The sequence below is a fragment of the Candidatus Nitrosocosmicus sp. R genome (assembly GCF_054408505.1).
Window position 1 is genome coordinate 535,045 of sequence record NZ_CP167090.1, and the last position, 12,748, is coordinate 547,792.

At 34.8% G+C, this 12,748-nt stretch carries 9 protein-coding genes; 5 read left to right on the forward strand and 4 right to left on the reverse strand.

All coding sequences use genetic code 11. The annotated features are described in order from the left end of the window. Nucleotides 1-84: 84 nt before the first annotated feature. Nucleotides 85-1,542, reverse strand: a complete 1,458-nt coding sequence (locus AAGU22_RS02795; protein WP_458720719.1) for an SLC13 family permease — start codon at nt 1,540-1,542, stop codon at nt 85-87. A gap of 148 nt (nt 1,543-1,690) precedes the next feature. On the opposite strand from AAGU22_RS02795, the gene AAGU22_RS02800 reads away from it, so the two are divergent. The 4 genes from AAGU22_RS02800 (at nt 1,691) to AAGU22_RS02815 (ending at nt 6,694) form a co-directional block, all read left to right on the forward strand. After that, nucleotides 1,691-1,903 carry a hypothetical protein gene (locus tag AAGU22_RS02800; RefSeq protein ID WP_458720720.1) on the forward strand — a complete coding sequence of 71 codons (213 nt, stop codon included), beginning with the start codon at nt 1,691-1,693 and terminating at the stop codon, nt 1,901-1,903. A gap of 225 nt (nt 1,904-2,128) precedes the next feature. After that, a complete protein-coding gene (locus tag AAGU22_RS02805; RefSeq protein WP_458720721.1) occupies nt 2,129-2,968 on the forward strand; it encodes a 6-bladed beta-propeller in 840 nt (279 codons plus the stop codon). Nucleotides 2,969-3,637: 669 nt separating this feature from the next. Further along, nucleotides 3,638-5,116: a carboxypeptidase M32 gene (locus tag AAGU22_RS02810; RefSeq protein ID WP_458720722.1), complete on the forward strand. Its 1,479-nt coding sequence runs from the start codon at nt 3,638-3,640 to the stop codon at nt 5,114-5,116. Between the two features lie 1,188 nt (nt 5,117-6,304). Continuing rightward, the gene (locus AAGU22_RS02815) at nt 6,305-6,694 is read left to right on the forward strand and encodes a hypothetical protein (protein WP_458720723.1); all 390 of its coding nucleotides are present in this window, start codon (nt 6,305-6,307) and stop codon (nt 6,692-6,694) included. A gap of 497 nt (nt 6,695-7,191) precedes the next feature. Here AAGU22_RS02815 and AAGU22_RS02820 read toward each other — a convergent pair whose 3' ends face one another. Then, nucleotides 7,192-7,644 carry a hypothetical protein gene (locus AAGU22_RS02820; RefSeq protein WP_458720724.1) on the reverse strand — a complete coding sequence of 151 codons (453 nt, stop codon included), beginning with the start codon at nt 7,642-7,644 and terminating at the stop codon, nt 7,192-7,194. 313 nt (nt 7,645-7,957) lie between these two features. Further along, nucleotides 7,958-9,511 (reverse strand): cytochrome P450, encoded by a 1,554-nt coding sequence (locus tag AAGU22_RS02825; protein WP_458720725.1) that lies wholly within the window; start codon nt 9,509-9,511, stop codon nt 7,958-7,960. Between the two features lie 466 nt (nt 9,512-9,977). Between AAGU22_RS02825 and AAGU22_RS02830 the strand changes: the two genes are divergently transcribed. Next, a complete protein-coding gene (locus tag AAGU22_RS02830) occupies nt 9,978-10,361 on the forward strand; it encodes an aminoacyl-tRNA hydrolase (protein ID WP_458720726.1) in 384 nt (127 codons plus the stop codon). A 314-nt stretch (nt 10,362-10,675) separates the two neighbouring features. Here the strand turns inward: AAGU22_RS02830 and AAGU22_RS02835 are convergent, their stop codons facing one another. Continuing rightward, a complete protein-coding gene (locus AAGU22_RS02835) occupies nt 10,676-11,206 on the reverse strand; it encodes a hypothetical protein (RefSeq protein ID WP_458720727.1) in 531 nt (176 codons plus the stop codon). Nucleotides 11,207-12,748: the final 1,542 nt, after the last annotated feature.

Below are 12,748 nucleotides of genomic sequence, written 5' to 3' on the forward strand. Positions count from 1 at the left end.
GTTGCGTATCTATTACGATTATAATGCAATGACTTTTCCAGTTAATCTCTTATTCTTAATTGCTCTTTCCTTTTCTTAAATTCATTAAGATATCTCTGGCAAGAGCAAAGGGTATAGGTAGATTGTAAATACCGAAATCATAATGATTCCAACAATGGTGAGTACAATTCCATTCTTGATCATCTCTTTGACCTGTATTTTGCCTTGTTCATAAACTAGTGCATTAGGAGGAGTCCCCATTGGTAGGAGGAATGCGAGGGAACTAGATAATGTGATAGCAGCAAGAAACGGTAATGGGGGCCATTGATTTAATGCAGCCATGCTTGCAACAACGGGTATGAATATAGCTGCCGTTGCTGTATTTGACATAGTATTACCTATAATCATTGTTATAGAAACAATAACAATTACTATTACTGGGAAGGGCAGAATGCTTAATACTGATAATTTGGTCCCCAGATAGTCAGCAAGGCCAGATGTTGTAAACGCTAATGACAGGGAAATTCCTGCACCCAGGATAAATAAGACACCAAGTGGGACTTTTTGCACATCTGACCAGTTCAGAAATTTTTCAGTTCTATTTTTTGGTATCACAAATAATGTTACACCCCCAAAAATTGCAATAACTGCAGTTTCAAGATATGAATCATCACCAGCCCAATATGGAGCCGCGAACATTAAGATTAAGACTGATAGCAAAATTATTAATGAGACCTTCTGCTCCCTTGTGATTTTTCCTAATCTTTCTTTTTCAGCGATAATTATCTTCTTAATGAGGGATTCATCCATTTGCTCCTTTCTTACTTGAGCTGTGAAATATAAAATAGATATCATCAACATTGTAATTGCCAGTGGAGCAGCTACCGAAGTCCAAGTACCAAATGTGATAGTTTTGCCGAATAACTCGTTTACAATTTCTGCATAGATTAGATTAGGAGGGGATGCAATAAGGGTTGTAATACTCCCAATTGAAGAGGAGAATGCAACCCCAAGTAAAAGGCTAACTTTAAACTTTTTACTAAATTTAATACCGTTATCAGATAACAGGGATAGAGTAGCGAAAACCATTGGAATAATCAAAATAGCTACCGTAGTGCTCATAATAACCGTGGAAATTAAAGCCGTACAGATCATAAAACCAAGTATTATTCTCTTGGATGAATATCCGAAAATGTTAATGATTCCTAACGCAATTTTTCGTTGTAACCCGGATTTTTCAACTGCGAGAACAACCAGAAACATCCCCAATAGAAGAATAATTATTGGGCTCATGTATTCTGCTCCTACGACTCGTAGTGGTAAGACACCTGTTATAGGAAACAGAGCTAGAGGTAATAGAGCAGTTGCATAGATACTAACAGCTTCGGTGACCCACCACACGACAAGCCAAAGTGTTATACCAGCAACTAGTTTACCTTGATCTGGTAAACCTTCTGGGGCAGGAATAACAAGAAGGATGAAAAACAAAACTGGACCTAAAATGAGTCCAATTAACTTAGTTTTGCTTACTTTTGCAGATGGGGAGGAAAGGCTGTTCTGCATCCATGCTAGCATTATTTGACAGTAATATAAGTGAATAATGTGTATCAGAAACAAACAATGGCAAAGACCAAACTGACTCGCTTAATAGCTGGCGTTAGTGAAAGAAACATAATGCAAATGAATATTTGAACTGTGATAAATATTTAGCTTGAAATTTTCAAAGCCACAACTTCCAGACGATTCTACCGATGACAGTTTTGAGGATATAAGCAGATTAGTGCATACAAATAGTCCATCTTCAGTATCGTATTACTCATCTTTATTCAAAGGTTTTTGGGAACAGGCAAAACTCTACGAAAGGACAAAAGAAGAACTGGACACCACCAAAGACGAATTGACAAAGATGAAGGACTATATATAGACAATTGCAAAAGAACTCTCGATTATGTCATAAGATAGAATGGGTTAATTTTAATAGGAAATAAGAAAAATTTTGTTATCTATTTGGCTTCAGTTGAATCTGATTGTTCCTCTATTTGAACTCCACAGAATGGACAACAAGCTATATCATAATTATGAAGTTTTGGATATGAGAACATGGTAGCAATAGATATTTTTTTATTGAATGAAGTCACCAAGATTGGCAATGAGGTTCGAGTTTCCCAAAGGCGTAGCCGTGGATACATCTGGCTATGTGTACGTAGCTGACGATGCGAATCATCGTATTCAGAAATCTGATAGCAATGGAAATTTTAGAAAAGAATGGGGAGAAGAAGGCTCTGACAAAGGAGAGTTCAAGTTTCCCAAAGGCGTAGCCGTGGATACATCTGGCTCTGTGTACGTAACTGATGATGGCAATTGCCGTGTTCAAAAGTTTGACAGCAATGGCAACTTCATTGGTGAATGGGGACGCAAAGGCTCTGACAAAGGAGAGTTCAAGTTTCCCAAAGGCGTAGCCGTGGATACATCTGGCTCTGTGTATGTATCTGACGACGAAAATCATCGTGTTCAAAAGTTTGACAGCAATGGCAACTTCATTACAACTTGGGGTTCAGAAGGTTCGAGTGATGGTCAACTTAAGCATCCTTATGGGATTGGAGTTGACTCCAATGGCTATGTGTACGTAGCTGATGATGCGAATCATCGTGTTCAAAAGTTTGACAGCAATGGCAACTTCATTGGTGAATGGGGACGCAAAGGCTCTGACAAAGGAGAGTTCAAGTTTCCCAAAGGCGTAGCCGTGGATACATCTGGCTCTGTGTACGTAGCTGATGATGGCAATTGCCGTGTTCAAAAGTTTGACAGCAATGGCAACTTCATTGGTGAATGGGGACGCAAAGGCTCTGACAAAGGAGAGTTCAAGTTTCCCAAAGGCGTAGCCGTGGATACATCTGGCTATGTGTATGTATCTGACGACGAAAATCATCGTGTTCAAAAGTTTGACAGCAATGGCAACTTCATTGGTGAATGGGGAAGACGCGATTGACAATGTGATTTAATCATAATCACAAAAAATAAAATATGTCTAAAACGAAAATTATCATTTAACATAGTCTAGAATGTTAAAATCCTAAACGTAACCTCCGGACCAGTTACCTGTCCTGATCTATTTTATAGTTTTTATTTATATTTTCTTGATATTGGATTCTAAATATACCAAAGTATTGCAGTAAGGTTATTGAACCCCTTTACCTATACAACTCTAATCCATTTGTGACCAGTCCAGTGATAGTAAAAGGTACCGTCATTAGCAAAACAATAAGGAACTGCTTAATTTAAAAGTAAATTAATTAACTATAATTTGGTCACATAGTTTTTCATGTATGTAAATTGGTTAAATTGAGTCAAATTTGTTTCATATATCGCCTAACCCATATCAGATCTGTAATGGATATTTGTATAATCTGATGAGAATGGCAGCAGCCCTAGAATGTCTGATTTGAACACTAGATGAACTAGTTTATTGAGCAAGTATTTCGGCTAAAGATAAATCAAAAGCTACGTCAAGACAATTAAAGCATATAACTATCACTTTTGCTTTCACTTTAAAGCAATTACAGTGATTTTTCAGTCAAGGGCTTAACTAGGAAGGATTAATTGACCGATCTGATTGAGTTCATGAAAGATTTACAAAATGAGATGCGAGAACCCTGTCATGAATCAGATACTCGATGCTTATAAACCGATGTGGGCGCTAAAACATGCCATTTCTCTAATGGGTTGGGACTTTGAAACTTATATGCCCAGAGAAGGGGCAGAAGAGAGGGGAGTGGCCGATTCTCAGCTTCACATGATGCATAAAGATCTCCTGCTAAAGAAAGATTTTAGTGGTCTTGTTGAGTCAGCGAAGAAACTGAGGAGCCTTAGTGACTTTGAGAAGGGAATTGTACGAGTACTTGATAGGGAAATAACTAAGCAGGTCAAGATACCCAAAGAATTGACTGAAGCAGAATCTTTGGTAAGGATAAGGGGAAATATGGCATGGAGGGAAGCAAGGGCAAAATCTGCTTTTAAGATGTATGAACCGCACTTGAAGAAGATGATAGAAATAAAGAAGCAAATCGCTGCGAAGATAGGTTATGAAAAACATCCATATAATGCACTCTTGGATACATTTGAAGAGCAGCTTACCGTAAATGACTTGGATAAAATATTCGATGCATTAACCCCTCGTATTCAAACGCTTCTGAAAAAACTCGTAGATTCAAATAGCCCGTTCTGCAAAACGAACAAACTTGCAAAATCAAAATATGATATCAATAAAGTGAATGAACTCAATCACGATATTTTGACTCTTCTGCAATACGACATGAAACGTTTCAGAATGGATATATCCACTCATCCTTTCACCGAGACTATGGGGCTAAACGATATCAGAATAACTACTCGGTATGAAGGGATTGATTTCAAAAAGTCGATATTTAGTACCATTCATGAAGCTGGTCACGCATTGTACAATCTACAATGCGATCAATCATTGTCTTTTTCTCCCATTGAAGGAGGATCTTCACTTGGACTCCATGAATCTCAGTCAAGGTTTTGGGAGAACATTGTGTGCAGAAGTATGCCTTTTGTTCAATTGATAAGTCCATTGATTAGAAAACAAATAGATTTCACAAACCAAACTACAGATGACGAATTATACCTTTATTTCAATAATGTCAAAGCTGACTATATACGAGTTGACGCCGATGAAGTTACTTACAATTTACATATAGCAATTAGGTATGAGATAGAGAAAAAAATATTTGGAGATGAGCTCAATGTATCTGAGATTCCTGAATTCTGGAACGATAGAATGGAGCAGCTTCTTGGTGTGAGGCCAACTAAGGATTCAGAGGGAGTGCTTCAGGATACCCATTGGAGCAGCGGCCTTTTTGGGTATTTCCCAACTTACACTCTGGGAAATTTGGTTTCAGCAATAATTGCTTCAAAGATGCGAAAAGATCTAGAAGACTCCGAGGAAGACATTAAGAGGGGTAATTTTGATCCTATCAGAAAATGGTTAAGATTAAAAATACATCAGTATGGATCTGCTTTTGCTCCCAAAGTACTTCTTGATAAGAACCTAAATGAAGGATATAACCCAGATTACTTTGTTAACTACCTTGATACTAAATATCTTCGCTCCTGAACCATTGTCTGGATGATATATAGAATCCGACTCATTATCGGTTCAAATGAATTGCAATATTTAAACATGTATCCAGATAGAAGATGCTAATTCAGCCTAGTTGGAATTGAGTTTGCAGGTTGAAGCAAAATTCCAATATTGGCTACCGTTCTCTGATACCAATTAATGGAAATAATACTAATCATTGTTAAACTCAGTTTTGACTGTTACGGGATGGAACATGAAACTTGGAGCATTTCCTAGGATAATAGCGAATATTGTTGGCAAGTTCCATAAGTTATCTTCTGTGGAAAATGATTGGATAAGTTCTTATGCAATCATTCAAGAAATATCAAGAAGCTGAGTTAGGATTAACATGTATACCTTGTGGGTGAACCAAAGTTTGTCACAAGTCACAATTCTCCGTGTAGTACACCTCTCCAGATGGAGAATGACCCACCGTTAGTCTCCACCACATTATTATTTTGGTCTACTACCGAAACTGAGTCCTAGAATTGATTTATCACATACGTATGCCCATTGTCCGCGTTAAAGACTACACCTCTTGGGCCGTTCCCAACCGTTATAGTTGCTATGACCTCATCCTGAGCTAGCACGTTAACTAAATCAGCAAATGGAACCGCTAAAACAACAAATAAAAAAAAGGTTAGAAAACAAAAGATAATGAAGTCAAGATCGAAAATGAACTTATTGTATACACAAATCTTCATCTTGAACTGGCCACATAATAATGACTATTAATTTTACTTTTAGATGTTCCTTCTATATCACTTTATGTTGTTCTAATAGAATAAATTTGATTTCGTGGTCTGTGATCATCAAAAATATCAAAGTTATTTTGTTATAACCTGTAATCACGGAATGATAATATTCCAGGATTACAAAACTCAGTTGCAAATTCTGTCAAATTTGTTTCATCTACTTATCTTACCCTCATACTATGGGGAATATATGCCAGATATTCTTTATTATATTCATCATGATGTAAGGAACTTTATTGTTTTCATATTATCTGGAGATTAAATATATCTCTGGAAAATTAGAGATCACAAAAAGAAATATTTAATTGTTGGAAAATCTCTCATGTTTAAGCATTATTCTAAAATCTTATCCAATCTAGTCAAATTACAAATCAGGCCAATAACTGTAAAATATTAGAACTCTGAATATTGAGTATCTGTGAATATTATGGATAGTCAAGGAAACGGAAAAAACAATATTAACAACAATAACAACAAAGAAGAGCAAAACATGAACAATCCTAACCAGTTTAAATTGATGACGGATTGGTGGCAACAAAATTCGCCTATGGCTTGGGGTGAATTGTATAATGAATATATTGAATACATTACGTCCATGACTGAAATATACAAAGAGTACATTAAGAGCTCGGAAAAAATGACCGAATTGTATAAAGAATTGGCAATAAATACCGAAAGAATGACTGACCTGTATAAAGAGTCTGTTAAGATTACCGAAAGAATGAGTAATCATTGGTTAAATAAATTTCCTAATCCCCTATTTTCAAAAGAACAAAGACCAAAAAAACGGGTTAGTAAACTAAAAGATAAACAATAACTATGATTAGAAATTATTTACAAACAAACTTGAAATTCTCATGCGGATATCCTTATGATTTCCACCGAACCAGATCTCTATGTTAGTATTGATCAGGATATTATTGCAAATACTACAAATTCAAGGGGATAATAACGAACTAAGACATTAATTTTCTTCTCCTTTCTCATTATTCAGATAAATATAACCACTTCTTGTTGAAGATGGGGGCCATATGGTCAAGCTCTCCGATTATCAACGAAAAATTTGGTGGTGGGTTTGATGGTCAAATTCTCAAATATCTAATTAATGTCAATTACTAAAGTACAAGGCAAATGTTCAAAAGCCCCGATTCAAACATATCTTCTACCCTATCCGATATTGTTACTTCTCCTGTCTCTATCTCCAATGCCCCATAAGAAATGTATATGTTCCATTTTTGTCGACTTGATCCTTGTAGATTCCTGCTGAATTGCTCAGAAATGAGAGTTCACCTGTAGCACCATCATCAAAAATCGCTATTCCGTTGCTATCAAAACTACCGTCTGGGTTATAATTGCCAATCGCATAAAACAAGTCGGTATATCTTTATCATCAGTAACATATTTTGATTTTCCTTGGATGTAGGATGTGTCATTATTTCTGAAAGTCTCAGTGCCATTTCCCGATGCAGTTGTGTTTACTGTACCGTTAATTAATCCCTCGCCTGGGAAACTGGAGGTAATACTGTTGTCTATAGTTTCCGGCTTCCCTGCCATAGTCTCATAATGTTCCACAAGAAATGGGTTTCCCAGATTCATAAACTGAGAGGTGTTGGTGTTATCAATGGCTTGGGTGTATTGTGTGATGGCGGTCATAGAATAGAGGAGTACAAATCCAATAATCAATGCTAAAGCACTATTGTTTTTGCTTCTGAATTTCAATTCAATCATTTTGATATAGTAGGCTAATAGGTTTGCGTCGTATTTCAAGGACGAATGTTGAAAATAATATTGATTATAAATTGGTAATATTCCTTACTCTGTTGTTGATGATTCTTTTGACAAAATCATGTTCGTATTCTAGAACTAACTAAATCATTCAGATCATAACAATGGAGAATCTATTTAACAACAAGAAATGAATTACAGAAATTTCTGGGCAATCAAACTTTAATCGCGGCTTAATTTCATACCTATAGATTTTTTCTTATATTTCAAAAATATGTCATATTTGTTACACTTACCACTGAAGCCATCTAGGGTAACTAATCTCAGGTATCTTGGGTAGGCTATCTGCCCCATGTCAGTCACTATATCTCTTCGATATTTTCATCCTTATACCATTTTTTGGTCTGAGTGTTACTAGTGACTGTATTTTTATATTTGCACTATCTTTCTCTTCAAGTGTAATCTTCCAATTATTAAGAACATTTGCTAACACGATAATACCTTCAATCCAAGCTAATGGTTCTCCTATGCATGATCTAGGACCGCCACCAAAAGGAAAGTAGCAAAATCGTGGCATTGATGTTTTAAATTCTAAAGACCATCTTTCAGGAATAAACTTTTCAGGATCTGAAAAATACCTGACATCATGATGCATTAGATATTGACTCATTATAATAACTGAGCCAGAAGGTATGGAATACTTTTCATTTAGAGAGTAATCCTGTATAGTCTGACGACCTATAGCCCAAGAAGGAGGGTAGAGTCTCATTGACTCCATCAAAACTTTTTCTGTATATTTTAATCTTGTTAAATCATCAACGGTGATAATTTTTCTGTTGCCCTCATCATCCTCTTTCTCCTTATGTATGGTGTAAATTTCATCCAGAATTTTAGACTCAATCTTAGGATGACAAGATAACAGATACAAAGTCCATGTCAACGCATTAGCAGTCGTCTCATGCCCTGCTAAAAATATCGTCATTACTTCATCTCTAAGCTGCTTATCAGTCATTTTTAAAGCAGCTTTCTCTTGTTCTTTACCTTTCTCGGATAATAATTGTTCTTCATTATCATTTACTTTTTTGTCTGTTGAACCGATAAGAACAGAAAGAATATCTAATTCGTTTTCATATTTTTGGAAATTCTTTTGTCGTCCTAATTGAGTACCATTAGTTTTAGATCCATTTATTTTCTTGCTTTCATCAACAGAAGGTTTTTGACGTTGCAGATCAATTTTACTATAAATTGTATTATCTAGTTCTTTTAAAGCCTCTTTATATTCCAATGTTAAGGGTATAGGAAGTCGTTCAATAAATCTTAAAAATGGAAGTCTGAGTTTGTTAATATACTCTATAATTAGTGTAATATGATCACTAATTTTATCGATCTCATTTAATGTTATTGCATTTTTTCCAAATAGTAGTTTACTAATTATAGAGAGTGTTAATTTAGTCATTTCTTTATGAATGTTTACTATCATTCCTTCTCTCCAGTTTGTATTTGTATATTCAATACAATGTTCTGTTATTATGTTTCCAAATATCCTTATCTTGTCTTTGGTAAATGCTTGCTGGATCATTCTCCTTTGCTTTGAGTGACTTTCTCCCTCATTTGTTATTAACCCATTACCAATTACTCGTTTTGCTAACTGCAATCCTGGACTTTTTACAAAATTTTGATTATGTTTTACTAGAATATCCTCAATCAGATATGGGTCATTTATGAGATATACATGTAACTTTGGTCCAAATTTAAAATGAGAAATATCGCCGTACCTATTGGTGATTTCTTTTAGTATTGGTAAAGGATTTGATATGAATTTAAAAGCCAACCTGTAAGGAAATATCTCGCGTGGTCCTGGTGGATATACGTGATCTCCATTTTTATTAGAAATTGACTTCACTTTCATGAATTCTATTTATGTTCCAACATGCCGAGGTATAATTATTTTTACGTGATTTGATTACTTTTTGTGAAATATTCATATTATTTGATAACTTTTCACTGGCGCCATTCAAAATTCATGGTATAAGGAGTTTCATTATCAAGTTAGAAAGGTGACGAAATATTCACAGAACCGTAAATCATCCTTGTCTATCTCTCCTACTAACAAGTCCCCTTCCCCACCGACTGCGCTACTCTATATGAGTAACGATATTTTATGAAAGGGTATTAGTAATTTAGAATAATATTACTTTTAGGTACCCCTTGATATTTAAATCACCATGATATCATTGCACTACCACAGTCTATCCATTAAATCAATTTGAGTATTTAAGGTCCCAGAGCTTATTATGGTGGGAACAATTTGAAGAGTGATAGCAGCTTGTTCTATATATTAAATATCATATAATTTAGTTTGTCAAGTGAAAGAAATGAATCTGCAGGGTAATAAAGTAGTGATGATTTTTTTGGTAAGATCCGATATAAAAATGAGCAAAGGACAAATCGCAGGTAAAGTAGCAGATGTTACTCAATATGTTATAGTGGAATGCATACAGGGAAAATACATTACATATACAACGTGGAAGAAATTTCATGACTCTCAAAAAATTGTCTTAAGGGTAAATTCAGAAAATGAATTTCATGATTTACATTCAAAACTGATTGAGTTATCTCATGAACTAAGTTTTCCAATCAAGATTGTAAAAGATGATCAAAAAACAAAGAAATCTGAAAATATGCCCACAGTTTTAGCATTTGGACCTATAAAAAGAAACAAGGTTGAACATATTGTTGCTGATTTAAAATTATTGTGAATTGCTATAATAATAAATTATTACTCTCGTACGACGCAATGTGCTTAGATAGATTTACTTATTCAATTATATTTTGTTATAGATTGATGATCTTCTTGTAATGGATCCCTTGTATAACAACGCCCGCGTCAAAATCTATTTTTAACTAATTGTTTGTTGGTCGACTCATATAGATATCCATATGAGTTCTACCGAACACGATACCTATCCATGGTAGCTATTGGACATTCTTTTGTTGATAATGCAAACGAGAGTATTGATACGCTGAATTATGTTACGAATCTACTTATGACTATTCTTATAATTACTTAATATTATTGAAGAGGATTTTCTATTTCATTTTTCGTATAGATCTTAAACATTCTTTTGATTTCATCTCTCATTCCTTCCGGTACTTCATAATAGACTATTATCTGTAAGGAATTGTTTGGTAGGCTGTGAGATTGAGAGCCATGAGTTTTTCCTTTGAATTCTTTTATTAAATCAGATAGCGTCTCATAATGTGTTATGATCGTATCGGGTGACCCTTCTAGTATTTCCACAGAGTTATCCATCGGCTGTTTGTTGTTTGAGTTAGGCCATGATTTTTTATAATTGTAGTTATTCTTACTGTTATAATTATTCTGGAAATCATTTTTGTAAAGCGTGGGCCTTGACGAGATACTATTGTCAATTGTTCCTGCACCTGCCGATTTATTGCTATAGATTGCTCTGTTCGGACAAAAATGTTTCTTCTTTGTTAGAACCTCTGAATATTCGCTATTTAGGGTATTCCAGTAAATTTTGGTGTTACAACCATAGACACAATACTTTGAATTAGTGTTGGAGACCTCGGATGAACTCATCTAAATAATTATACTTTTTAGTTAATATGTATTACGCTGTGTAACAATAGGTAATTTATCAAGATATTTTCATTATTGAAGTTACGGACTTTGACGAATTAATTACTATTATGTTTCGTTAAGTCATTAATCATACTGAAGACCATTATTTTAATAACCCTCTCATGATCAATATGGAATGTTTTCTGTCTCAAATAAGTAAGTCCTACCTTCTGCAACAGGAACTGATGTCGTAGGTCACTACACGCAGATGGTATGGAAATCTACAACTGAGGTTGGTTGAGGGACCGCCAGCGGTGGGCCAGATGACTCCAATGAGTTGGACATTCTAGTTTGTAGCTATAGCCCACCGGGCAACTACATGGGGCAAGCACCGTATTAGGAGAGTTTTTCCTGTCACTATAAATATCCCATATCACTCTGTACCAAGATCACGAACGGAGTTGCTCCAAACAAAATAAGCAATGATTGATGAGAAGAGGTAAACAATCCTATGTTCACACAACTATTAGGATCAAACATCCTTTTTGGTTCGAATAAAGGTCGGTCGAGAATATAATTATTCCTGTTGAAGATATACGATAATTAAGAGGATTGCAAATATTCTCAGAGAAGCAAAAATAGTAGAATGCTCTTAATTTATATCGAGTTTATTTTGTATAAAACCATGAAAGTAGATATTTAACTGAGCCAGGGTCCTAATTTTATTTTGAAGATTTTGTTCTATAATACCAACCCAATTAGATTAATATCACATCATCTGTTTTATCTATTAGGATCATGGTTTTCTATTGTGCGACTGTAATATTTCCTACAGGTAGTGTACGATTAGAAAGTTCTAAAGGCTAATTAGATTCCTGCACTAGGGGTTCAGCCGGATCTGCAATTGCAAGTGGCCCTCCATTTACGGCTGTTGGGTACAATGTGAAATCCTAATATTGAAAAACTAACCATTATGACGGCTACCAAAAATACCTTAAGTACATCCATGTTCCTATAACTTTAGCACGAGTATTTAACATGTGTATTTTTTATCTGTATGATTTCAACGTTGTCATTTGATATATCAATACCTAACCATTCAGTGAATGACGCGTTAGTATAGCTCATAACTTCAAAAAATAGAAATCATCTCAAATTTGCATACTTATGAATTTCATTGTATAACGCTAGTTAACAATGTAATTATAAATTTTGTATGACCTCATATATTTACATAAATTTTATCATAAATATGAAAGCCGTGACAAACTTGGTGATATTGCAGTTGCTACTTCGGTTAAATATCTCAAAAACAGATAAATCGAATATACATGGAATAGATTTTTACTATTCAGGATTACATTTTCCAGGGATTGATGAAAGTACTTGCTTTTGCTATGATCTCTTATCCACCAACAAACTTGATCAAGTAGATGATTATCTAAATATGATTGACAACCTTTTGGATCAATTTGATATGATGATCAATAAAACAAAATAGAATTGCCAATTAATTAATAGAATGTTCTATTTGTTCTAATCTTTTATACTAGTCTTGAC

What these genes read in the sequence shown, in the direction of transcription:
- AAGU22_RS02835 (WP_458720727.1), bottom strand. Translation starts at nt 11,206, where the DNA reads ATGAGTTCATCCGAGGTCTCCAACACTAATTCAAAGTATTGTGTCTAT.
- AAGU22_RS02795 (WP_458720719.1), bottom strand. Translation starts at nt 1,542, where the DNA reads ATGCAGAACAGCCTTTCCTCCCCATCTGCAAAAGTAAGCAAAACTAAG.
- AAGU22_RS02815 (WP_458720723.1), top strand. Translation starts at nt 6,305, where the DNA reads ATGGATAGTCAAGGAAACGGAAAAAACAATATTAACAACAATAACAAC.
- AAGU22_RS02810 (WP_458720722.1), top strand. Translation starts at nt 3,638, where the DNA reads ATGAATCAGATACTCGATGCTTATAAACCGATGTGGGCGCTAAAACAT.
- AAGU22_RS02805 (WP_458720721.1), top strand. Translation starts at nt 2,129, where the DNA reads ATGAGGTTCGAGTTTCCCAAAGGCGTAGCCGTGGATACATCTGGCTAT.
- AAGU22_RS02830 (WP_458720726.1), top strand. Translation starts at nt 9,978, where the DNA reads ATGAATCTGCAGGGTAATAAAGTAGTGATGATTTTTTTGGTAAGATCC.
- AAGU22_RS02825 (WP_458720725.1), bottom strand. Translation starts at nt 9,511, where the DNA reads ATGAAAGTGAAGTCAATTTCTAATAAAAATGGAGATCACGTATATCCA.